Source organism: Streptomyces sp. NPDC054847, from assembly GCF_053610925.1.
This window is the reverse complement of the sequence record NZ_JBSGZJ010000007.1, coordinates 1-21,640: the sequence shown is the minus strand read 5'-3', so window position 1 is coordinate 21,640 and position 21,640 is coordinate 1. Positions and strand designations below refer to the sequence as shown.

Sequence of the window (21,640 nt, the reverse complement as noted above, 5' to 3'; positions counted from 1 at the left end):
CTACAGGAGACTCAGCATGACCACCGACGTGTACCGGCCGCGCTGGAGCGGCCCCGGGCAGCCCGCGGTCGGCGACACCGGGATCCACCAGGCCCTGACCCGGCTCGACGAGCCCGTGTACATCCTGCGCGGGCCGTACGGCCTGGGGGCCGCGAGCGGCGGCACGGTGACCGCCGGCGGTGACCACGAGATCGTCGCCGCCGCGCCGCCCCTCGGCCCCGAACGGCTCGGCAGCGCCGCGTTCCTCGCCGACCACGGAGTGCGCCAGGCGTACATGAGCGGCGCCATGGCCAACGGCATCGCGTCGGCCGACATGGTCATCGCCATGGCACGGGCCGGTTTCCTCGGCTCCTACGGAGCGGCCGGCCTGCTGCCGGAGGCGGTCGAGAAAGCGCTGGTGCGCTTCCGCGACGAGATCCCCGGGCTCGCGTACGCCTGCAATCTGATCCACAGCCCCAGCGAGGAGCGGCTCGAGCGCACCTCGGTCGACCTGTTCCTCAAGTACGGGGTCCGCCGTGTCGAGGCGTCCGCCTTCCTCAGGCTCACCCCGCACCTGGTCCGCTACCGGGTGGCCGGGCTCACCGCGGGCGGGCCGTACGGCGTCACCGCCACCAACAAGATCATCGCCAAGGTGTCCCGGCCGGAGATCGCGGACCTCTTCCTGAGGCCCGCTCCGGAGGCGATGGTGCGGGCGCTCGTCGAGGAGGGCCTGGTCACCGAGGAGCAGGCCCGTCTCGCGGCGCTGGTCCCGCTCGCCGACGACATCACCGTCGAGGCCGACTCCGGCGGACACACCGACCGCCGGCCGTTGCCCGCCCTGCTGCCCGTCATCATGCGGCAGCGCGACGCCGTCGCGCAGGAGACCGGCTGCCCCGTGCGTATCCGGATCGGCGCGGCGGGCGGGATCGGCACCCCGGAGGCGGCGGCCGCCGCCTTCGCCATGGGGGCGGACTACATCGTCACCGGTTCCGTCAACCAGTCCTGCCTCGAGGCCGGAACGTCCGCACGGGTGAAGGAGATGCTCAGCCAGGCGGGCATCGCCGACTGCGACATGGCCCCCGCCGCCGACATGTTCGAGATGGGCGTCGAGCTCCAGGTGCTTCGGCGCGGCACGTTCTTCCCGATGCGCGCGAAGCAGCTGTACGAGCTGTACCGCGCGTACGACGGGATCGAGGCGATCCCGGCGGACGTACGCACCCGGGTCGAGGAGCAGATCTTCCGGCGGCCGCTGGACGACGTGTGGGAGGAGACCGCCGAGTACTTCCGGCGCCGCGACCCGGGCCAGCTCGCCCGTGCCGAGGGGAACCCCAAGCGGCGCGCGGCCCTCATCTTCCGCTGGTACCTCGGCATGGCCTCGCGGTGGGCGAAGACAGGGGAGGCCGACCGCGCTGTCGACTTCCAGATCTGGTGCGGGCCGGCGATGGGCAGCTTCAACGCCTGGGTGCGCGGCACGTATCTGGCGGCGCCCGAGCACCGCCGGGTGGCCGACGTGGCCCGGCAGATCATGGCCGGGGCGGCGTTCCACCAGCGGCTGGCCGTTCTGCGGGCCGCGGGCGTCGCCTTCCCCGCGGGCTTCGCGACCCGTCCGTCGCCGGAGGACTCGACCTCCTGCGATCCCACGGTGGGGGTGGGGCGGTGACAGGCGCACGCACGGCGACCGCGCCGGCCCCTGGACCGGCCGCCGCCGCGCCGTTCGCCCGCGCCGAGGCGCTGGACGCGGCGCTGGGGGACCCGTGGCTGCCGGACAACCCGTACGGCTTCGCGGCCGGTGCGGCCCGCGACGCCGAGGGGACGTACCCGGCGGCGGCCGAGAGGAGGCTGCGTGCGGAGGGCTTGCACCTCTGCCATCTCCCCGGGTCCCTCGGCGGCACGCTGCGCTCCTTCGAGGACACCCACGTCCTGGTCCGCGTCTGTGCCCGCCGGGACGTGAACGTCATGCCCGCCACGATGTTCAGCATCTCGGCCGTGACGACCGTCCTCGCCGCCGGTACGGCGGAGCAGCACCGCACGGTCGCCGCATGGCTGCGGGACGGCCGCACCATCGCCTTCGGGCTGTCCGAGGAGCAGGCGGGCAGCGACGTCCTCGCCAACACCTGCCGGCTGGCCGACGACGGCAGGCTGACCGGGGTCAAATGGCTGGTCGGCCGGGGGGCTTCGGCGGACGCGGCCGTCGTCGTGGCCCGTACCGCCGAGCGCGGCCCCGCCGCGTTCACCGCCCTGCTGCTCGGACCCGGGGAACTGGCGGACGACCGCGTACGGCGGCTTCCGGCGCGGCCCACCACCGGGATGCGCGGCATCGACTTCGCCGACCTGGAGTTCGACGGCCTCCCCGTGCCGCCCGGAGCCGTCGTCGGGGACACCGGCAGCGGCCTCGCCGGGGCGCTGCGGGCCCAGCAGATCGTCCGGCTGATGAGCACCGCGGGCTGCCTGGCCACCGCCGACACGGCGCTGCGTACGGCACTGCGCTTCGCCTGTGCGCACCGGACGGGGGGCGACCGCGTCGCGGACACCCCGTACGGATCCCGTGAGCTGGCCCTGGCCGCCGCCGAGCTGATCGCGACCGACGTGACCGTGCTCGCCGCCGCGCGGCTCGTCCATGTCGCACCGGGGTCGTTCGGCCTCTGCTCCTCGGTCGTCAAACACGTGGCCACCCGGCTCACCGCCGCGTGCGCCACCCGGTCCCGTGCGCTGGTGGGGGCGCGCGGGGTGCTCCGTGAGGGGCAGGGCGCGGTCCTGGACAAGGCGGTCCGCGACAATGCCATGGTCGCGGTCATCGACACCAGCGTGCTCGGCAACCTGCGGGCCATCGCCATGCACCTGCCCGCGTACGCGGCCGCCTACGACCAGGAACCGGGCGGGGCGGCCCGGTCGGACGGGACCGCCGCGGCGGACCGCGAACGCCGGCTGACCGCCGTCTTCGCCCTCGGCGACGCGGACGTCCTGCCCGGCGTCGAACCGGCCGCGCTCGACCTGGGCGTACGCCCGAAGGACGACATCCTGCTCGGTTTCGCCGGGCACGCGGACGCGATCGCCGCCGAACTCGACCGCAGGGGCGACACCCGTGCCGCCGCTCTGGTGACGGGCGTCCACCGGGCGCTCGGCGGCGTCGTGAGGGAGTCGGCGGCCGCCCAGCGTGACCGGGCCCGCTCGCTGAAGGCGTCCCCGGAGCTGCTGGACCTCGCCGACCGGCTGTGCCTGCTGTACGCGGCGGCGACGGCGGCCCTGACGTGGTGGTTCCACCGCGACCGCGCCGGACTGTACGGCGAGGCGTCGCCCGGAGCCACCGGGTGGCTCACCGCCGTCCTTGGTCTGCTGACCACGCTCGTGGACGGCCGCGAGCCCCGCTCGGCGGGCCACGACGCCGCCCCGGCCGAGCGACTGATCACCGAACTCGACGCCGCACACCGGCTGTTCACGGCCCTGCCGGTACGGCTCAGCGACGGCACCGCACACCGGGCCGGCCCGGACGACGTGGAGGACGAGAAGCGATGACCGATCTGCCGGCCCTGATGGCCGACCTCGAGCGTCACCTGGGCGATCCGGAGGACCCGGCAGGGCCCATGCCGTTCTCCCGCATCCTCGCCCTGGACGAACGGGAGGAGTACCCCCACGAGTTCGTCGACCACCTCGCCTCCTGGGGGCTGTACGACTGGATCGTCCCCGCCGAGAACGGCGGCAGGGCCGTCGACGTCCAGGACGGCTTCAACCTCTACCGGCTCGTCGCGCGGCGGGACCCCACGTCCGCCACGGCCATGGTCCTCACCAGCCTCAGCTACATGCCGGTGTGGATCGCCGGCACCCCCGGGCAGCGCCAGCACTTCGCCGACGTGATCAGGAGCGGCGGGAAGCTGGCGTGGGGGCTGTCGGAACGCCGGCACGGCAGCGACATCCTCGCCAACGACACCACCGCCCGCAGGACCGAGGGCGGCTGGCTGCTCGACGGGGAGAAGTGGACGATCGGCAACGCCACCGTCGCCGACGTCGTCATGGTCTTCGCCCGTACCTCGGAACGGGGCGGCCCGGGCGGATACTCCGTCTTCGCCGTCGAGAAGGCCGGCATACCCGCCGACCAGCTCGAACACCTGCCGGACGAGCCGCTGCACGGACTGCGCGGGCTGGACATGAGCGGGGTGCGGCTGCGGAACTGCTTCGTACCGGACTCCGCCCTCGTCGGGCGGGCCGGGCAGGGCCTCGAAACGGCGCTCAAGAGCAGCCAGTTGGCCCGGGTCGCCATCGCCAGCATCGCGATGAGCTGTGTGGACACCGCACTGCGCACCACACTCGACTTCGCCGTCCGGCGCACCATCTTCGGCGGGCCGGTCTTCGAGGTCCCCTACTCGCAGCGCCAGCTCGTGGAGAGCTTCGCGGACCTGCTGGTCACCGACGCGCTGACCACCGGAGCGGTGCGCAGCCTTCAGCTGAGCCCGGACCAGGCGAGCATCTGGTCGTCGGTGGTGAAGTACTTCGTCCCCACCTTCCTGGAGGAGACGCTCGGACGGCTGAGTACCGTGCTGGGTGCGCGCTACTACCTGCGCTCCCATCCCCGGCACGGGATCTTCCAGAAGGTCCTGCGGGACTTCGCCATCTCCAACTTCGCCGACGGCAACACCGTCGTGAACCTCAAGAACATCGCCCTCCAGCTCGAGAAGCTGCTCGCCAACGCCACCGCCCAGGACCCCGGGGCCGTGGCCGGCGCGGTGGCGAGGACCGGTCCGCTCTTCGACCCCTCCTACCCCATGGAGCCCTACCGGCCCGCGGAGCAGCAGCTGTTCAGCCGGGGCGTCGACGACCCGGTGCTCGCCCTGCGCTCCGCCGTCGACGAGCTGCGCTGGTCCGCCGGCGCCGCAACCGGCCGCGACGCCGCACAGCTCGCCGCCGCCGCCGACGCCGCCGGCGCCATCGCCGGCGAGTTGGACCGGATCGCGGAGGAGCACCGCAAACTCCTCTCCGACCTGGGCAAGGACGCCGCCTCCTCGGCGGAGCTGTACGACCTGGCCAAGCAGTACACCACCGTGTCCGCCGCGGCCTCCGTCGTGCACCTCCACCTCAACGGAGGCCACTGCATGGACCCGGCGCTGCGGTCCCCGGCGGTGCTTCTGGTGTGTCTGGAGCGGCTGCTCAAGCGGTTCCACCCGACCCGGCGGATCACCGGACCGCAGGAGATCGCCGAGGTCGCCGCCGCGCTGTCGTCGGCGCACAGCGAAGGCCGGCTCTTCTCCTTCCGGCCCTTTCCCGTCAACCGGTGAACTCACGAAGGGAGGAACACCCATGGACATCGGGGCACGGCTCGCCGACCCGCTCGCCGACCCGCCGGAGGCCCGGTCAGACGACCCCCTCGCGGACACCGCCGAGGTCTGGCTGCTCGCCGAGGAGGACGTCGACCGGTTCGCCGAGGCCACCGGTGGTGCCGCGCTGCTCACCGACGAGGAAAGGGCCCGGCACGACCGGCTGCTGTTCCCCGCCGCCCGGCGCCGGTTCCTCGGCGCCAGGCTGCTCTCCCGCCAGGTCCTGTCGCGGTACGCGGACGTTCCGCCCGGCTCCTGGCGGTTCCGCACCGGCAGGTACGGCCGCCCGGAGGTCGAGGGCACGGCCTGGGGGCTGGACTTCAACATCACCCACACCAACGGACTGATCGCGGCCATCGTCGTCCGCGGCCGGACCGCCGGGGTGGACGCCGAGGTCACCCCCGCCCGTTCAGAGGCGATGCAGTTCGCGCCGAAGGTCTTCACCCCGCTGGAGACCGAGGTGCTCCGGCGCAACCGGGAGGACCAGCGCGGTCACGCCTTCGCCGACTCCTGGGTGGCGAAGGAGGCGTACACCAAGGCCACCGGCATGGGTATGTGCCGCGGGTTCGACGCCTTCTCCGTGCACCGGCTGCGTGACGGGGGCCTGGCCGTCGTGGACGACGAGATCCCCGAACAGGAGCGTGAACTGTGGCAGGTGCAGGTGTTGCAGGTGTGGGACAGGTTCGCGCTCGGCGTGGCCATCCGTGCCGGGAGCGAGGACACGGGTCCGCTGCCGGTCAGGCTGCGCTCGGCCATGGCGGAACTCCTTCCCCGCGAGGCCGGCCCGTGACCCCGCCCGGCCGGGACGGGCCGCCCCGGTGTCCACCTGTGGCCGGTCCGCTAGCTGCCGGCCGATGTGCTTGCCCGCCCCGGCCGACGGCGGCTTGCATGAGAGGTACCCCCCGCCGTCGGCACTGTTGTTTTGCTACGAGGGAATTCCAATGACCCGTAAAGGGAATGCGGAACTTCTGGCCGGATGCGCACGCGGCGAACAGGAGTCCTGGGACGAGATCGTGGAGCGGTACGGCAGGCTCGTGTCCTCCGTCGTGCGCAGCCACCGGATGAACGACGTGGACGCCGAGGACGTGCGCCAGCTCACCTGGTTCCGGCTCGTGCAGAACGTGGACCGGATTCGCGATCCCGAACGTGTCGGCGACTGGCTCGCCACCGTCGCGCGGCGTGAATCCCTCAAAGTCGTCACCCGGGGAAAGCGTCTCGTCATGGTCGGCGACAGCGAAACACTCGACGGCCTTTCCGGGCACGGTGAAAGCCCGGAACAGATCACGTTACGGGCCCAGAGCGGGGAAGAGGTGCTGCGGGCCATCGGCACCCTCTCCGAGCAGTGCCGGGGTGTGCTGCTCCTCGCCCTGGACGACCCGCCCGCCTCGTACGAGGAGATCTCCGCCGCCCTGTCCATGTCCGTCGGCTCGGTCGGCCCCATACGTACGCGCTGCCTGCGCCGTCTCCGCCGGGTGCTCGCCGCCGTCGAGGCGGGGGAGCGCGTCCCCGTGGCGGCCGGCTGCGTCAGCTGCCCGGCCGCGCCGGAGCCCGCCGACGTGTCCGGTCCGCGCCGTCCGGCGGCTCTGGTGAGAAGAGGCCGCGAAGCAGGGGTCTTCGAGGCCGGGCAGGCCGGACAGGAGTGATGCGCATGTCTCACTACGACGTGAAGGAACTCGTTCGTTCCATCGTCATCGACACGCTCGGGATCGACGCCGCCGTCTACCGCACCGATCTCGTTCTCAGCGCCGATCTCGGCCTGGAATCGCTGGATCTGCTGGACATCTTCTTCCGTATCGAATGCAGCGCGCCGGTGGTTCTCTCGGTGGAGCGCTGCGGCCGATATCTGCAGGGCGACGTCGCCGACGCGGAATTCTGCGACGCCGGGGGAATCATCAGCCCCCGCGGCCTCGCCCGACTGCGCACCGTCATGCCGCAGCTCGACCCGGCGGAATGGGAAGGCCGGCTCACCCTCGACCGGATGCTCGACCGGATGACGGTCGGAAACCTGATCTCCATGGTCGAGGACCTGCTCGCCGAGGGGCAGGCCGCCCATGCCTGAGCACGGGCGGAGCGTCCTTCGGATCGGCAGCTACGGCGTCGCGGTCGACTCGCTCGACAGGCTGATCGCCCGGCACGGCGTCACGGCGGTGAAGCTGCCCGCCGGGCGCGGTTCCGCCGTCCGGTGGGCACTGCGCCAGGCGACGCTGCGGGCCCTCGCCGCCCCGCCGCGGGTGGCCGCCCGATGGCGGGACGTCGAACTGCTGGGCACCGACGACGGCCCCTACACCCTGGTCTTCCGGGGCGAGGTGGCCCGCTTCGCGGAGACGGTTCTGCGCGGCGACATCTCCCTCTCCGTCACCACCGGCGCCGGCCGGGTCACCGCCCACGCGGTCCTGACGCGCGGCGGCGGTCCGGCACGTCCCTCCCACGAAGAAACAGAGGTATGCAGGTGACCACTGCCACCGAAGCCGCGCTCCTGACGAGCCGGGAGATCATCACCGGTGAGGAACTGGGCAGCGTCCCGCTCGCCACCCCGGGCGCCGTGGCCGCGGCCGCCCGCCGTGCCGCCGCCGCGGCACCCGCCTGGGCGGCGCGGCCCGCCGCCGAGCGCGCCGCGATCCTGTCCCGGGCCGCCGATCTGCTGCTGGAGCGCGACCAGGAGGCCATGGACCTGCTGGTCCGGGAGGGCGGCTCGATCACCGGGAAGGCGTTCTACGAGGTGCACGCGGGGGCCGCCGAGCTGCGGCACGCCGCCGCGCTCGCCACCGGCCCCGAAAGCCCGCACGGCCCCGGTTCCGAGCCCGGACGGGAGACCGAGGTGAGTCGGGTGCCGCTCGGCGTCGTCGGGGTCATCGTGCCGTGGAACTTCCCGCTGCTGCTCGGCATGCGCTCGGTGGCCCCCGCGCTCGCCCTCGGCAACACGGTGCTGCTGAAGCCGGATCCGCACACGCCGCTGTCCGGCGGACGCCTCTTCGCCGAGGTGCTCGCCGACGCCGGGCTGCCCGAGGGCGTGCTGGAGGTGGTCCACGGCGACGCGGACGCCGGAGCCGCCCTGGTCCAGGCGCCCGACGTGGCGATGGTGTCGTTCACCGGTTCCACCGAGGTGGGCCGCGAGATCGGCGCCACGGCCGGCCGGCTGCTCAAGCGGGTCGTCCTGGAACTCGGCGGGCAGAACGCCTTCGTCGTCCTGCCGGACGCCGACATCGAGCAGGCGGCGTCCGCCGGCTCCTGGGGCTCGTTCCTGCACCAGGGTCAGATCTGTATGGCGGCCCGCCGACACCTGGTCCACCAGGACGTGGTGGAGGCCTACACCGAGACCCTCGCCCGCCGTGCCGCCGCGCTGCGCATCGGCGACCCCTACCGCACGGACGCCCAGATCGGGCCCGTCATCGAACACGGGGCGCTCACCCGGATCGCGGCCGCCGTCGAGGAAGCCGTCGCCCAGGGGGCCCGACTGGTCACCGGCGGACGGATGCAGGGCCCGTTCTTCCCCCCGACGGTGCTGGCCGACGTCACGCCGAAGATGGCCGTCTTCCACAAAGAGGTCTTCGGGCCGGTCGCCACGATCACGGCCTTCGCCGACGACGACGAGGCGGTCGCGCTCGCCAACACCTCCGACTACGGGCTCACCGCCGCCGTGTACACCTCCGACGCCGACCGGGGGCGGGCCCTCGCACCCCGCCTGCGCTGCGGCGTCGTCCATGTCGGCGACCAGACCGTCAACCACGACCCGGCGCTGCCGTTCGGCGGCATCGGGGCCTCCGGCAACGCCTCCGGATTCGGCGGCCGGGCCGCACTCGACGCGTTCACCCGCTGGCACACCCTCACCACCAGCAGCCCCGCCCGCGCCTACCCGTTCTGAGAGGAGCTCCCGATGGACCTCAAGGTCGTCACCGAGCCACGCATAGCCGCGCCGCCCGAGGGCACCGTGGTGCTGCTGATCGGCACCCGCATCAACAAGTTCTGGATGGTGCACCGCTGGCTGCCCGTCATCGCCTCGATGATCCCCATGCTGATCGAGCTGAAGAAGAACAAGGACCACGGCTTCCTCTACTCGCGGGCCTGGTTCAACCGGACCGTGATCATGCTCCAATACTGGCGAAGCATGGACGATCTGATGCGCTACTCGCACAACACGGAGGGCAAGCACCGCTCCATGTGGGCCTGGTTCAACCGGGCGGTGCGCAACGACGGCGCCGTGGGCATCTTCCATGAGGCGTACATCGTCGATCCGGCGCGTATGCACACCGTCTACCGGAACATCCCCGTCTTCGGGATCGCCGCCGCCACCGAGTCCGTCCCGCAGCGCGTCCGGCCGCCGGTCCCGGGCAGCACCGGCCCGGAGCGGGCGTGATCGGCCGTGAGCCCGCAACAGGGCCCGGTGAGGGCCGACCAGGAGGTGCAGTGGCGCAGATGCGGGGCGTGCGGCGCCTTCGTCTACGTCAAACGGCTGGACCGCAACCGGAAGGTCTGTCCGGAGTGCCAGTTCCACTTCCGCATCCCCCCGCACACCCGGATCGAGCAGCTCGCCGACGCCGACAGCTTCCGGCCGTTCCCCGACGACTACCGTCCCCGTGACCTGCTGGAGTTCACGGACAGCAAGCCCTACCCCGACCGGCTGCGCGACGCGCAGGCCAGGACCGGCCGCCATGACGCCCTGGTCGCCGGTGAGCTGACGATCGAGGGCCGCCGGCTGGTCGTGGCCGCCATCGACTTCAGCTTCATGGGCGGCAGCATGGGCGCCGTCGTCGGCGAGGGCATCGCCGACGCCGCCCGCCACGCACTGTCCCGGAGGCTGCCCCTGCTGCTGATCGCCGCCTCGGGCGGCGCCCGGATGCAGGAGGGCGCCCTGTCACTGATGCAGATGGCCAAGACGGCCCAGTGGGTCGCCCGGCTGCGCGAGGCCCGGCTGCCGGTGATCAACCTCAACACCGATCCGACCTTCGGCGGCGTCAGCGCCTCCTTCGCCATGCTCGGCGACGTCATCCTCGCCGAACCGGGCAGCCTGATCGGCTTCGCCGGCCCCCAGGTCATCCGCAACACGATCCGCCAGGAACTGCCCACCGGCTTCCAGAGCGCCGAGTTCCTGCTGGAGCACGGCATGATCGACGCGGTCGTCCCCCGGGAGAACCAGCGCGAACACCTCGCCCGGCTGCTGACCCTGCTCGGGCCCTCCGTGCCCGAACTGCCCGAGGCGAACGGCGCGGAGCCGCTCACCGCACCGCCCCCGGCCGTTCGTGGCACGCGCGACACCGTCGCGCTGGCCCGCAACATCGGACGTCCCACCACGCAGGAGTACATCGGCTACGTCTTCGACGACTTCGTGAGCCTGCACGGCGACCGGGTCCACGGCGACGACCAGGCGCTGACGGGCGGCGTCGCCCGGCTCGGCGGCCGGAGCGTCGTCGTGCTCGGCCACCAGAAGGGCCATGACACCGCGGCGCTGGTCCGCAGCAACTTCGGTATGCCCAATCCCGAGGGCTATCGCAAGGCGCTGCGGCTGATGCGGCTGGCGGACCGCTTCGGCCTGCCCGTCGTCGCGTTCGTCGACACCCCGGGCGCCTTCCCCGGCATCGGCGCGGAGGAACGGGGGCAGAGCCTCGCCATTGCCGAATGCATCCTGGAGCTCTCCCGGCTGCGCGTCCCGGTGGTCTCGGTGATCACCGGCGAGGGCGGCAGCGGCGGCGCACTGGCGCTGGGCGTCGCCAACTCGGTGCTGATGCTGGAGAACGCGTACTACTCGGTGATCAGCCCGGAGGGCTGTTCCACGATCCTGTTCGGCACCGCGGAGCGCGCCGGCCAGGCGGCCGACGCGCTCCGGCTGACCGCGGCCGACCTGCTGCGCCTCGGCGTGGTCGACGCGATCGTGCCCGAACCGCCGGACGGGGCGCACACGGCGCCGTACCCGACGGCACTCAATGTGAAGACCGCTCTGGTGCGGACCCTCGGTCCGCTGCTCGACCTTCCGGGGGACCGGCTCGTCGAGCTGCGCCGGGAGCGTTTCGACCGGTTCGGGCACCCCGAACGTCAGCCCATCGTCGACTGGGAGAAGCGTGATGACCACTGAGGCGTCCGAGGCGCCGACCGCCGCCGCCACGATGACGGTCGAAGAGCTCAGGGCACAGACCCGGCTGCTGGCCGGTGAACTGCCGGGCACCCTGCGCCGGATCACGCTGCGGGCCGGCGGGATCAGCGTCGACGTCGAGTGGGAGACGGCCCCGGCCGCTGCCGCCGCCGTCGCAGTGCTTCCCGCCCCCCCGGCGGCCGCCGCGCCGGCCCCCGCCGTGCCGACCGCCGCCGCGCCCGCCGAGGACGCGGCGCCCGCCGGCCTCGTCCAGGTCACCGCGCCGCTGGTCGGCACCTACTACCAGGCGCCGTCACCCGGAGCGGAGCCGTTCGTCAAGGTCGGCGACATCGTCGAACCCGGCACGCAACTGGCCGTCGTCGAGGCCATGAAGCTGCTCAACTCCATCACCGCCGACGTCCGCGGCCGGGTGCACGCCATCCACGCCCGGGACGGCGAGGTGGTCGAGTACGCGCAGCCGCTCATCGATCTCGTCCCGGTCGACTGACCCGCCGGCGCCACACACACGGGAGGACCGAGACGTGTTCGACAAGGTGCTCATCGCCAACCGCGGTGAGATCGCGCTGCGGATCATCCGCTCCTGTCGCGATCTGGGCGTGCGTACGGTGGCGGTCTACTCCACGCCCGATGCCGACGCCCAGTTCGTCAAGGCCGCGGACGAGGCCGTCCACATCGGCCCGGGCGCCCCCGCCCGCAGCTACCTCAACATCCCCAACATCATCGGCGCGGCCGTCCGTACCGGCGCGGAGGCCATCCACCCCGGATACGGGTTCCTCTCCGAGGACCCGTACTTCGCCGAGATCTGCGCCGACGACGGCATCACGTTCATCGGGCCGCCGCCGGACGTGATGGAGAACGTCGGCGACAAGGCGACCGCGCGACGGCTGATGACCTCGGCCGGCCTTCCGCTGCTGCCGGGCACGGTCGAGCCGGTCGACTCGGTGGACGCGGCCGTGGCCGTCGCGGCGGAGATCGGCTATCCGGTCATCATCAAGGCGGTGGCCGGCGGCGGAGGACGCGGCATCACCGTCGTGCAGGACCCCAAGGACCTGCGGGACGCCTACACCGCCACCCGGGCGAGCGCCCAGGCCGTCTTCAAGAACAGCGCCGTCTACATGGAGCGCTACCTGCAAAAGACCCGGCACATCGAGGTCCAGGTGGTCTGCGACGACTTCGGCGGAGCGGTCCACCTCGGCGAACGCGACTGCTCGGTGCAGCGCAGGCACCAGAAGCTCATCGAGGAGTCGCCCTCCGCGATGGTCTCTCCCGAGCTGCGGAGCCGGCTGGGCGAGGCGGCCGTGGCGGGCGCCCGTGCGGTGGGCTACCGGGGCGCCGGCACCGTGGAGTTCCTGCTGGAGGCCGGGGAAGAGGCGTTCTGGTTCATGGAGATGAACGCCCGTATCCAGGTCGAGCATCCGGTCACCGAACTCGTCACCGGCGTCGACCTGGTGTCCGAGCAGCTGCGTGTGGCGTCCGGCAGCCCGCTGTCCTTCAAGCAGGAGGACATCGAGATCCGCGGTCACGCCATCGAGTGCCGTATCAACGCCGAGGACCCCGCACGGGGATTCGTCCCGACCCCGGGTCTGCTGGAGGAGTACCGGGTCCCGGGCGGCCCGTGGGTCCGTGTCGACACGGACTACGTGGCCGGGTCGCGGGTGAGTCCCTACTACGACTCCATGATCGGGAAGCTCATCGTGTGGGGCCCGGACCGCGACACCTGTATCGACCGCGCCCTGCGCGCGCTGTCGGAGTTCGACGTCCGCGGACCCGGTGTGCACACCACCGTGCCGATGCACCAGGAGATCCTCCGCCACCCCGAATTCCGCGGAGGAGACATCGCGACGGACTTCCTCGGGCGTCACTTCGCGCTGTGAGCGGCACACCGGAAGAAGGGAAGCCCACGCCGGAACGGGGAGCAGCCATGCCGTCGGACGAGCTCACCGCCCAGGACATCGACGTCTACCGGCAGTTGCTCGAGACGTCCCCCGACGCGGAGGAGGGCGCCCGGCGGCTCGGGCTCTCCGGCGAGCAGGTTGCCGAGTCCGTGAAGAGACTGACGGCCCGCCGGCTGCTCCGGCCCGACGGCCCCGGCCGCCACGAGGCCCTCTCCCCGGCCGTCGCCGCGGCAGCGCTGACCGCCGCCTGCCACACGCGGGTGCACGAGCTGGTGCGGCTGATCGACACCACCCGCCGTGAACTGGCGCCGCTGGGCTCGGCGTACGAGGCGCACCGGCGGCAGGAGCTCGACGGCACCACCACCGAGCTGTTCGCCGACGGGGACGCCGTACGGCACCGCCTCACCGATCTGTCCGCCCAGGTGCGGCACAGCGTGCTGACGGCCCACCCCACACTGGGCAGTCCCGAGACGCTGCGCGCCGCCCTGGATCTGGACCGCGGACTCCTCGACCGCGGTGTGCGGTACCGGACGGTGGTGCCGCACACCGCTCGCCGGCAGTACGAGGCACTGCAACACGTCAGGCGCCTCGGCGAACTCGGGGCACAGGTGCGCACCGCCGCCGTGATACCCGGGAGGATGATTCTGCTCGACGACGCCTTCGCGTTCGTGTCCACGGCTTCGGGTGGTGCCGCGCTGCTCCGCGATCCGGTGGCGGTCGGCTTTCTGTCGTTGATTTTCGACCACATCTGGGAACACGCCAGACCGGTCGGCGGCGGAAGTCACGACGACGCGGTCTTCGAAGACGTGGAACTGGAAATTCTGCGCCATCTGGAACGGGGAAGATCCGACGAGTTCATGTCACGAAGACTGGGTATCTCGACCCGCACGCTGAGCCGGTACCTGGCCGGAATGTGCGAGAAGCTCCAGGTGGAGACCCGGTTCCAACTGGGCCTGGCGGCGGCCCGACTTGGCCTTGCGGATGACGGCCGGGAGCCGGACGCCGAGGGATAGGAATTCCTGATCCGTCCGATCAGGAATGCCGACCGATGCCGCTGGACCGGGCGGCGCCGGCCCATGGATAGTTTCCATGACGTAACTCCTTTTCTCCCCGGGGGAACGAATGAACGGCACAGCTTCTGCTCCGAGACTGAGAGTCGTCGTTTCCGGTCTGTCCTCCGACGCCCATCTTTGGAACCTGGTCTTCCTTCAGCTGCTGCTGGAGGAACGCGGCCATGACGTCTCGAATCTGGGCAATGTGACGCCCGACGCGACGATCATCGGCGCATGCCGCAGCCGCCGGCCGGACCTCCTCGTCATCAGCAGCGTCAACGGGCACGGCCGGCTGGACGGGCTGCGCCTCGTCCGTGCCCTGCGCGCCACGTCCGAACTCGCCGCCCTGCCCGTCGTCATCGGCGGGAAGCTCGGTGTGGACGACCGCGACCACGCGGAGGTCACCGCGCAGCTGACCGCCGCCGGTTACGACGCGGTGTTCGACGACGCGGACGAAGGCGGCCCCGACGCGGCCCTGGCGCGCTTCGACGACTTCCTCGGCGCCCTCGCCGCCCTGCGCCGTCCCGCCCCCGCCGCCGGTCACGCGGTGACCCGTCCCGGCGCCGCCCCCGTGACGGCCTTCCCCGCACCGCGGCTCGCCGTCCCGGCGGGAGCGGCGTGATGGAGACCGACCGGTTCACCGGCATGGTGCGCGACGCCCGCCGCACGGGACATCTCGTCATCCAGGCCCGCATGGGCTTCGGTGAACTCGACCGCATGCGCGCAGGGCTGCGCGCCGTGCGGGACGCCGGCCCCTTCACGGCCGGCACCATCACACTGGACAGCTACACCCGCTGCCACGACTTCACCGCCGCGCGCCGCGCCCTGCGCGAGCACCCCGAGAGCCTCAACGGCTTCCCGCTCATCGCCCACGGAGTGCCCGCGGTGCGGGCGCTGCTGGAGGAGACGTCCTCACCCGGCTTCCCGGTCCAGGTCCGGCACGGCACCCCCCGCCCGTTACGCGTGCTCGACGCCATGGTCCGGGCCGGCGCCGACGCCACGGAGGGCGGGCCCGTCTCGTACTGCCTGCCCTACAGCCGGGTTCCCCTCGGGCAGGCGGTACGCGAGTGGAGCGCCGGCTGCGAACTGCTCGCGGCGCAGCCCGTACCGATGCACATGGAGACGTTCGGCGGCTGCATGCTGGGCCAGTTGTGCCCGCCGTCGCTGCTGGTCGCCCTCGGAGTGCTGGAAGCGATGTTCTTCCAGGAGCACGGGCTGACGGGCGTGTCGCTCAGCTACGCCCAGCAGATCCACCCGGGACAGGACCGGGAGGCCCTCGCCGCGTTACGGCGTCTCGCCGACGAGCGGCTGGCCGGCGACGACCACCACATCGTCCTCTACACCTTCATGGGCGTCTTCCCCCGCACCGGCGACGGCAGCCGCCGGCTGCTCGCGCAGAGCGTCCCGCTCGCCGTGCAGGGCGGCGCCGACCGGCTGATCGTCAAGACCCCGGCCGAGGCGCACCGCATTCCCACGATCGAGGAGAACGCGGCGGCGATCGCGTTCGCCCGCTCGGTGGCCGACGCCACCGACGTCAACGGCGGCCCCGCACCCACCTCCACGGGCCTGTACGAAGAGGCGAGGGCCCTCGTCGACGCCACCCTCGAACTCGGCGGCAGCATCGGCCGGTGCCTGGTCGCAGCCTTCGCCCGGGGCATCCTCGACGTGCCGTTCTGCCTGCACCCCGACAACGCCAACCGCGCACGGGCCACCATCGACGCCCGGTCGGCGCTCAGTTGGAGCGACGCGGGCGGCATGCCCGTGACGGCCGTCCGGGAGAGCGGTCCCCTCACCGCGCGGCGCCTCACCGAACTGCTCACCTTCAACCGGCGCCGCTACGACCGGCCGGAACGCGAACCGCTCGGGAGCCTGTCATGAGCCGCCCGGCCACCACCGCCACGCTCCGGGCCGCCAAGGTCCGCGGGGCCGTGCGCGTCGCCGTGTCCCAGGGCGTCCGCGGTCTGTCGCTGCGGACGCCCGCCGGGCTGTGGACGGGGCTCGACACCGACATCGCCCGCGCCGTGGCCGCGGCCGCCCTCGGGGACGCGGATGCGGTCGACTGGGTCCCGGTACGCGCCACCGACCGGCTGCGCACCCTGGAGTCGGGCCGGGCGGATCTCACGGTGTGCAACCTGACCTGGACGATGGGCCGTGAGGCGGCGGGCGCGGTGCTCTTCGCCGGCATCACCTGCTACGACGGCGAGGGGTTCCTCGTGCGTGCGGCCGACGGCGCCGGCGATCCGGCGGACCTCGCCGGCCGGCGTCTCGCCGTCCACAACGGCTGCACCACCGTGGTCAATCTCGAGTCGTGGTACGGCCCGAGGGGCCTTGACGTCGAGCCCGTCGGCTTCGACGACCCGGCCGACGCGCTGGCCGCCTACGCGAGCGGCGACTGCGCCGCCTATGTCCTGGACCGCACGGCGCTGGCCGGCGCCAGGGCGTGCCTGCCGCGGCCGCAGGACCACCGGATCCTTCCGGTGTCGATCTCCCGCGAGCCCATGGCGGCGGCGGTCCACGAGGCCGATCCGCACTGGTTCCGGCTGGTCCGGTGGGTGCTCCAGTTGCTGGTGGCCGCCGAGCACGAGGGCCCCGAGGACGCGGCCCGGCTGGCGGGCCCCCACGGGCCGTCGGCGGGGCTGGACGAGAAGTGGGCCGACAGGGTCCTGTCCGCGGTCGGTACGTACGCGGACGTCTACGAACGGAACCTGGGCGCCGCTTCGGGCCTCGACGTGCCCCGGGGGGTGAACGAGCTGTGGACCGCGGGCGGCCTGCACTACGCCGTTCCGCTGCACTGACCCCGCCCGCACGGATCTCCGCCTGACCGCACCGATCCGCCCGCACCGATCCGAACGTACCGATCCGCCCGCACCGATCCGAACGTCACCGAGAGGGAGTCGAGGCGTATGACCAACGAGGCCGTACCGGCCGACCGGCAGCGCAGAGGCGCCGTCCAGCTCATCGCGGCCATGGGGCTGTCGGGGACCCTGGGTGTGTTCGTCCTGGAGTCCGGCGCCTCCTCCTTCAACGTGGTGTTCTTCCGGTGCCTCTTCGGCGCCCTGGCCCTGGCCGCGTACTGCCTGTTCCGCGGCTATCTGAAGAACACCCGGCTGGCCCGGGGCACCCTCGCGCTCGCCGCCCTCGGCGGCGTGTTCATCGTCTTCAACTGGGTGCTGCTGTTCGACGCGTACAGCCGTACGTCGATATCCGTGGCCACCGTCGTCTACCACACCCAGCCCTTCTACGTGGTGCTGCTGGGGGTGATCCTCTTCAAGGAGCGGCTCGACCGGTACCGGGCCGGCTGGATCCTCGCCGCCTTCGCCGGTGTGGTGCTGGTGGCGGATCTGCCGGGCGCCGACCTCGGCGGCAGCGACGGTTATCTGCTGGGCGTCGGCGAGGCTCTGGTGGCGGCGCTCTTCTACGCCTTCGCCACGGTCATCGCCAAGCGGCTGACCACGCTGCGCCCCGAAGTCACCGCTCTCGTGCAGGTGCTGGTCGGCATTCCGCTGTTGCTGCCGTTCACCCGGCTCGGCGACACCGCCGGTCTCGACGCCCGCTGGGGCTGGCTCGTGGGCCTCGGAGTGATCCACACCTGTGTGATGTACATCCTTCTGTACTCCTCGTACCAGAAGCTGGCCACCGACCGGATCGCGGTGCTGTCCTTCGTGTACCCGGCGGTGGCCATCCTCGTGGACTTCACCGTCTACGGACATCGCATCGATGCCCTCCAGGCCCTCGGCGTCGCGCTGATCGCCGCGGCGGCTCTCGCAGTGAACCTCGGCCGGCTGCCCCTGCTGCCCGGCGGACGCCGCCGGACGGCCGGGAAGCCCGCGCCCACCGCCCCGCCGAAGGCCGAGGCGGTGCGTCGATGACGCCGCCGTCACGGGTGTGCGGCCCCACAGGTCCCGTCCTGGAAGCCGTACGAGCAGCTCTGGCACCCGCAGCCGGACCCGTACAGATCGGAGAAGTCTGATGACGCTCGTCACCGACCCAGCAGCCCCGCGCATCGCCATCGTCGGTGCGACCGGAGTGGTGGGCAACACCCTCATCGAGCTGATCGAGGAGAGGTCGCTGCCCTACCGCGAGATGCATCTGGTGGCCTCGGCCCGCAGCGCCGGCCGGGAGCTCATGGTGGACGGCCGGCCGTACGCAGTCCAGGACCTGGAGGACTTCGACTTCGGCCGGGCCGATATCGCCTTCTTCTCCGCGGGCACTCCGATCAGCACCGAATGGGTGCCCGTCGCCGCGGCCAAGGGCACGCTCGTGATCGACAACACCAACGCCTTCCGCATGGACCCGGACACCCCGCTGGTGGTCCCGCAGGTCAACGCCCACGTGCTGGAGCGGCGCCCCGACAGCGGCATCGTCGCCAACCCCAACTGCTCCACGATCCCGCTGGTGCGTGTGCTGCAGCCCGTCGAACGCCGCTGGGGCATCCGCCAGGTGGTGGCGAGCACCTACCAGGCCGCCTCCGGCCAGGGCCATCAAGGCATCGAGGAACTGCTGGAGGGCACCGAGCTGGCGCTGCGCGACCCGGACGCCGAGCTGCCCGCCGAGCGGTTCAAGCCGCCGCTCGCCTTCAACGTGGTCCCTTCCATCGACCGGCTCCTGGACACCGGGTTCACCCTGGAGGAGCAGAAGATGCTCCAGGAGTCGCGGAAGATCCTCGACCGGCCCCATCTGGACCTCACCGCCACCTGCGTACGCGTACCGGTGGTCAACTCCCACTCCGAAGCGGTCTGGGTGGAGGCGGGTGCTCCGGTCGACCGGGCGGAGCTCGTCGCCCTGCTCGCCGGGCTGCCGGAGGTGACCGTGCACGACGCGGAGAATCCGGCGGCCTTCCCGACCCCGCTGCGGGCCGGGCACCCCGATCATGTGCACGTCGGCAGGATCCGGGTGACCCCGGACAACCCGCGCGGCTTCTGGCTCTGGCTGGTCTCGGACAACCTCCGCGTCGGCGCCGCGCTCAACGCCATCCAGGTGGCCGAGTACGTCCTCCGGCACGGATTCATGGCGGGAGGCATCCGTTGAACGGCCCGGTGGTACTGAAATTCGGCGGCTCCACCTTCCGTACCCACGCCGCCTACGACGAGCTCGCTGCCGGGCTCGAGGCACGCCTCCGCAGCGGGGGGCGCCCGATGGCCGTCGTGGTCAGTGCGATGCAGGGCGAGACCGAGGGGCTGCGGGGCCGGCTGCACGAGGTCAACCCGCGGCCCGAGGACGCCACGTCCGCCGGGATGCTGGCGACCGGCGATCTCGTCAGCGCCCATCTGCTGGCCGCCGCGCTGCACCGCAGGGGCCGCACGGCCACGGTGCTCGCCGGCCACCAGCTCGGTCTGACCACCGACAACTCCTTCCTGTGGGCGCGCGTCGTCAGGACCGATCCCGCGCCGCTGCGCCGGGCGATGTCGGAGCACGAGGTCGTCGTGGTGCCCGGGGGACAGGCCGTCGACGCGGAAGGACGGCCGACCTGGCTCGGCAAGAACAGCTCCGACCTGTCGGCCCTGGCGGTCGCCCGTGCCGTCGGCAGCACCGCCTGCGAGATCCATTCGGACGTCGACGGCATCTACACCTCCGATCCGCATCTGATCGCCGGAGCCCGCATCCTGCCCCGGGTCTCGTACAACATGGCGGCCCTGATGTCGCTGTACGGGGCCAAGGTCCTGCACCGCCGCGCCGTGCAGCTCGCGCTGCGGCACCGTATCGAGATCGTGCTCCGCTACAACCGCGCCCCGTTCTCCGCCGGGACGACCATCAGCGCGGAGGGCACCCAGATGTCCGCGGTGGTCTTCAACCAGCGTTCCGTGGTGCTCGGATATCCCGACGACGCCCATGCCGACGCGGCGCACAACGCTTTCCACGGCGCCGGCATCGACACGGTGCGGCTCACGGGACGGCCCGGGGTCGCGGTGGTCGGCGGCTACGTCGACGTGGAGGCCGTCCAGCGCAGGGCCGGGGTCGAGCCGGGCCGGCAGATGGGCGTGCCCGTCGCCGAGGTGCGGGGCAGCAAGGTCACGATGCACCTCGCAGACAGCGGCGAGGACGCGCTCCACCTGGCGCAGCGGCTGCACGACGGGATGGACTTCCCGCAGCCGAGGGACGCGGTCGCGCTGGCAGGGGTGTGAGGACGTGGTGACGGCATTTCCGGTCCACGGGGAGCCCCCCGGCCGGTACGGCGGGCCCGAGGGGCCCGGCGCCGCGACCCGTCTGGACCTGGTGCTCCCCGACGCGGTGCGGGACACGCTCCACAGCGGCCTCTCCCGGCTGCCCGATCCGAGTGAGGACTTCGACCGGGCCACCGCGCGATGCCACCAGGTCTTCGCGGCGCTGCCCACCGAACTGCTCCAGGCCGTCATGGACTTCGGCCGGCACATCGACACGGCCGGTGTCGCCCTGGTGCGGAACCTCCCCGTCGACGACGTGCTGCCACCGACACCCGACGACGGCGGGCCGAGCCGGGCCAAACGCGGCTTCGTCTCCGAGGGGGTGCTGCTGGGGCTGACGGGACTGCTCGGTGAACCCCTGGGGGTGCTCACCGAGAAGGACGGCCGGCTGATCCACGACATCGTGCCGGTGCCCGGCGGCGAGCGGACCCAGACCAACCAGAGCTCGGCGGTCTTCCTGAACTTCCACAGCGACATCACCTACGACCCGACGGGCCGGTACGACGTAGCCAATCCTGACTTCCTGGTGCTCAACTGCCTGCGTGGCGACCCCTTCGGCGCCGCGGTCACCTATTACGCCGACGCCCGCGACATCTGCGGCCGGCTGCCGGTCGACCGGCTCCGCCTGCTGCGCAGTCCGCTGTTCCGGCTCAACGCGCCGGGCAGTTACACCCGCAGTGCCGCGGGCGGGGCGGAGGTGCTGTCCGATCCGGTCCCGATCATCAGCGGTGCCGAGGACTTCCCGGAGATCGCCGTGTCGGCCAACGGCGTGCGCCCGCTGAGCGGGGAGGCGGCAGCCGCTTTCGAGGGGCTCCAGGAGACGTGCCGCGAGGTGGCGCACGCCGTGCGGCTGGAGCCGGGCCAGGCGCTCCTGGTCAACAACCGCAAGGGCGTGCACGCGAGGTCGCGGTTCGGCGCACGTCACGACGGGCGGGACCGGTGGCTGCAGCGCACGTACGTGCGGCGCAGCCTGTGGGACATCCGGTACCGGGTGACGCCGGAGAACCGGCGCGTCCACTTCTGACCGGCCCGGCGCCGGCCGTCCCCGGCACCGGGTCCGGACGGCCGTGTGGGCCCCTGGAAATGAAACAAGCGGCGGCAAGGATACTAGTGGGGTAAAGGGAGGGCCGCGGGCAGTGGTTTTTGGCGCAGTTTGTTACGA

At 72.2% G+C, this 21,640-nt stretch carries 20 protein-coding genes; all 20 read left to right on the top strand.

All coding sequences use genetic code 11. The features are described 5' to 3' along the window. Positions 1–16: 16 nt before the first annotated feature. The 20 genes from ACWGH4_RS02180 (at position 17) to ACWGH4_RS02085 (ending at position 21,502) form a co-directional block, all read left to right on the top strand. On the top strand, positions 17–1,639 hold the full coding sequence (locus ACWGH4_RS02180) for a PfaD family polyunsaturated fatty acid/polyketide biosynthesis protein (protein WP_453454541.1): 1,623 nt from the start codon (positions 17–19) through the stop codon (positions 1,637–1,639). Then, the gene (locus ACWGH4_RS02175) at positions 1,636–3,492 is read left to right on the top strand and encodes an acyl-CoA dehydrogenase family protein (protein ID WP_453454539.1); all 1,857 of its coding nucleotides are present in this window, start codon (positions 1,636–1,638) and stop codon (positions 3,490–3,492) included. Before ACWGH4_RS02180 ends, ACWGH4_RS02175 begins: the two co-directional genes overlap by 4 nt. Next, entirely contained in the window at positions 3,489–5,246 is a 1,758-nt protein-coding gene (locus ACWGH4_RS02170) for an acyl-CoA dehydrogenase family protein (protein WP_453454537.1), read from the top strand. The genes ACWGH4_RS02175 and ACWGH4_RS02170 overlap by 4 nt, the downstream gene beginning before the upstream one ends. A gap of 22 nt (positions 5,247–5,268) precedes the next feature. Beyond that, positions 5,269–6,075, top strand: a complete 807-nt coding sequence (locus ACWGH4_RS02165; RefSeq protein ID WP_453454535.1) for a 4'-phosphopantetheinyl transferase family protein — start codon at positions 5,269–5,271, stop codon at positions 6,073–6,075. Positions 6,076–6,226: 151 nt separating this feature from the next. Next, positions 6,227–6,928, top strand: coding sequence for an RNA polymerase sigma factor (locus ACWGH4_RS02160; RefSeq protein WP_453454533.1), 702 nt, complete (start codon positions 6,227–6,229; stop codon positions 6,926–6,928). A 5-nt stretch (positions 6,929–6,933) separates the two neighbouring features. Further along, positions 6,934–7,344 (top strand): acyl carrier protein, encoded by a 411-nt coding sequence (locus ACWGH4_RS02155; protein ID WP_453454531.1) that lies wholly within the window; start codon positions 6,934–6,936, stop codon positions 7,342–7,344. Further along, entirely contained in the window at positions 7,337–7,738 is a 402-nt protein-coding gene (locus ACWGH4_RS02150) for a hypothetical protein (RefSeq protein ID WP_453454529.1), read from the top strand. Before ACWGH4_RS02155 ends, ACWGH4_RS02150 begins: the two co-directional genes overlap by 8 nt. After that, positions 7,729–9,147 carry an aldehyde dehydrogenase family protein gene (locus ACWGH4_RS02145; protein ID WP_453454527.1) on the top strand — a complete coding sequence of 473 codons (1,419 nt, stop codon included), beginning with the start codon at positions 7,729–7,731 and terminating at the stop codon, positions 9,145–9,147. Before ACWGH4_RS02150 ends, ACWGH4_RS02145 begins: the two co-directional genes overlap by 10 nt. Positions 9,148–9,159: 12 nt before the next feature. Then, the gene (locus ACWGH4_RS02140) at positions 9,160–9,639 is read left to right on the top strand and encodes a DUF4188 domain-containing protein (protein WP_189470511.1); all 480 of its coding nucleotides are present in this window, start codon (positions 9,160–9,162) and stop codon (positions 9,637–9,639) included. Between the two features lie 6 nt (positions 9,640–9,645). Then, positions 9,646–11,352 carry an acetyl-CoA carboxylase carboxyltransferase subunit alpha gene (locus ACWGH4_RS02135; protein ID WP_453454526.1) on the top strand — a complete coding sequence of 569 codons (1,707 nt, stop codon included), beginning with the start codon at positions 9,646–9,648 and terminating at the stop codon, positions 11,350–11,352. Further along, entirely contained in the window at positions 11,342–11,857 is a 516-nt protein-coding gene (locus ACWGH4_RS02130) for an acetyl-CoA carboxylase biotin carboxyl carrier protein (protein WP_453454524.1), read from the top strand. Before ACWGH4_RS02135 ends, ACWGH4_RS02130 begins: the two co-directional genes overlap by 11 nt. A gap of 34 nt (positions 11,858–11,891) precedes the next feature. Further along, positions 11,892–13,244 (top strand): acetyl-CoA carboxylase biotin carboxylase subunit, encoded by a 1,353-nt coding sequence (gene accC, locus ACWGH4_RS02125; protein ID WP_453454522.1) that lies wholly within the window; start codon positions 11,892–11,894, stop codon positions 13,242–13,244. 47 nt (positions 13,245–13,291) lie between these two features. Next, the gene (locus tag ACWGH4_RS02120) at positions 13,292–14,278 is read left to right on the top strand and encodes a LuxR C-terminal-related transcriptional regulator (RefSeq protein WP_453454520.1); all 987 of its coding nucleotides are present in this window, start codon (positions 13,292–13,294) and stop codon (positions 14,276–14,278) included. A gap of 109 nt (positions 14,279–14,387) precedes the next feature. Continuing rightward, positions 14,388–14,939: a cobalamin B12-binding domain-containing protein gene (locus tag ACWGH4_RS02115; protein ID WP_453454519.1), complete on the top strand. Its 552-nt coding sequence runs from the start codon at positions 14,388–14,390 to the stop codon at positions 14,937–14,939. Then, the gene (locus tag ACWGH4_RS02110; RefSeq protein ID WP_453454518.1) at positions 14,939–16,195 is read left to right on the top strand and encodes a methylaspartate mutase; all 1,257 of its coding nucleotides are present in this window, start codon (positions 14,939–14,941) and stop codon (positions 16,193–16,195) included. The genes ACWGH4_RS02115 and ACWGH4_RS02110 overlap by 1 nt, the downstream gene beginning before the upstream one ends. Further along, positions 16,192–17,112 (top strand): transporter substrate-binding domain-containing protein, encoded by a 921-nt coding sequence (locus ACWGH4_RS02105; RefSeq protein ID WP_453454516.1) that lies wholly within the window; start codon positions 16,192–16,194, stop codon positions 17,110–17,112. Before ACWGH4_RS02110 ends, ACWGH4_RS02105 begins: the two co-directional genes overlap by 4 nt. Positions 17,113–17,220: 108 nt before the next feature. Next, positions 17,221–18,186 (top strand): DMT family transporter, encoded by a 966-nt coding sequence (locus tag ACWGH4_RS02100; RefSeq protein ID WP_453454515.1) that lies wholly within the window; start codon positions 17,221–17,223, stop codon positions 18,184–18,186. A 100-nt stretch (positions 18,187–18,286) separates the two neighbouring features. After that, the gene (locus tag ACWGH4_RS02095) at positions 18,287–19,345 is read left to right on the top strand and encodes an aspartate-semialdehyde dehydrogenase (protein ID WP_453454513.1); all 1,059 of its coding nucleotides are present in this window, start codon (positions 18,287–18,289) and stop codon (positions 19,343–19,345) included. Next, complete coding sequence (locus ACWGH4_RS02090) at positions 19,342–20,439, top strand: amino acid kinase family protein (RefSeq protein WP_453454511.1); 1,098 nt, start codon at positions 19,342–19,344, stop codon at positions 20,437–20,439. Before ACWGH4_RS02095 ends, ACWGH4_RS02090 begins: the two co-directional genes overlap by 4 nt. Positions 20,440–20,443: 4 nt before the next feature. Continuing rightward, entirely contained in the window at positions 20,444–21,502 is a 1,059-nt protein-coding gene (locus ACWGH4_RS02085) for a TauD/TfdA family dioxygenase (protein WP_453454509.1), read from the top strand. Positions 21,503–21,640: the final 138 nt, after the last annotated feature.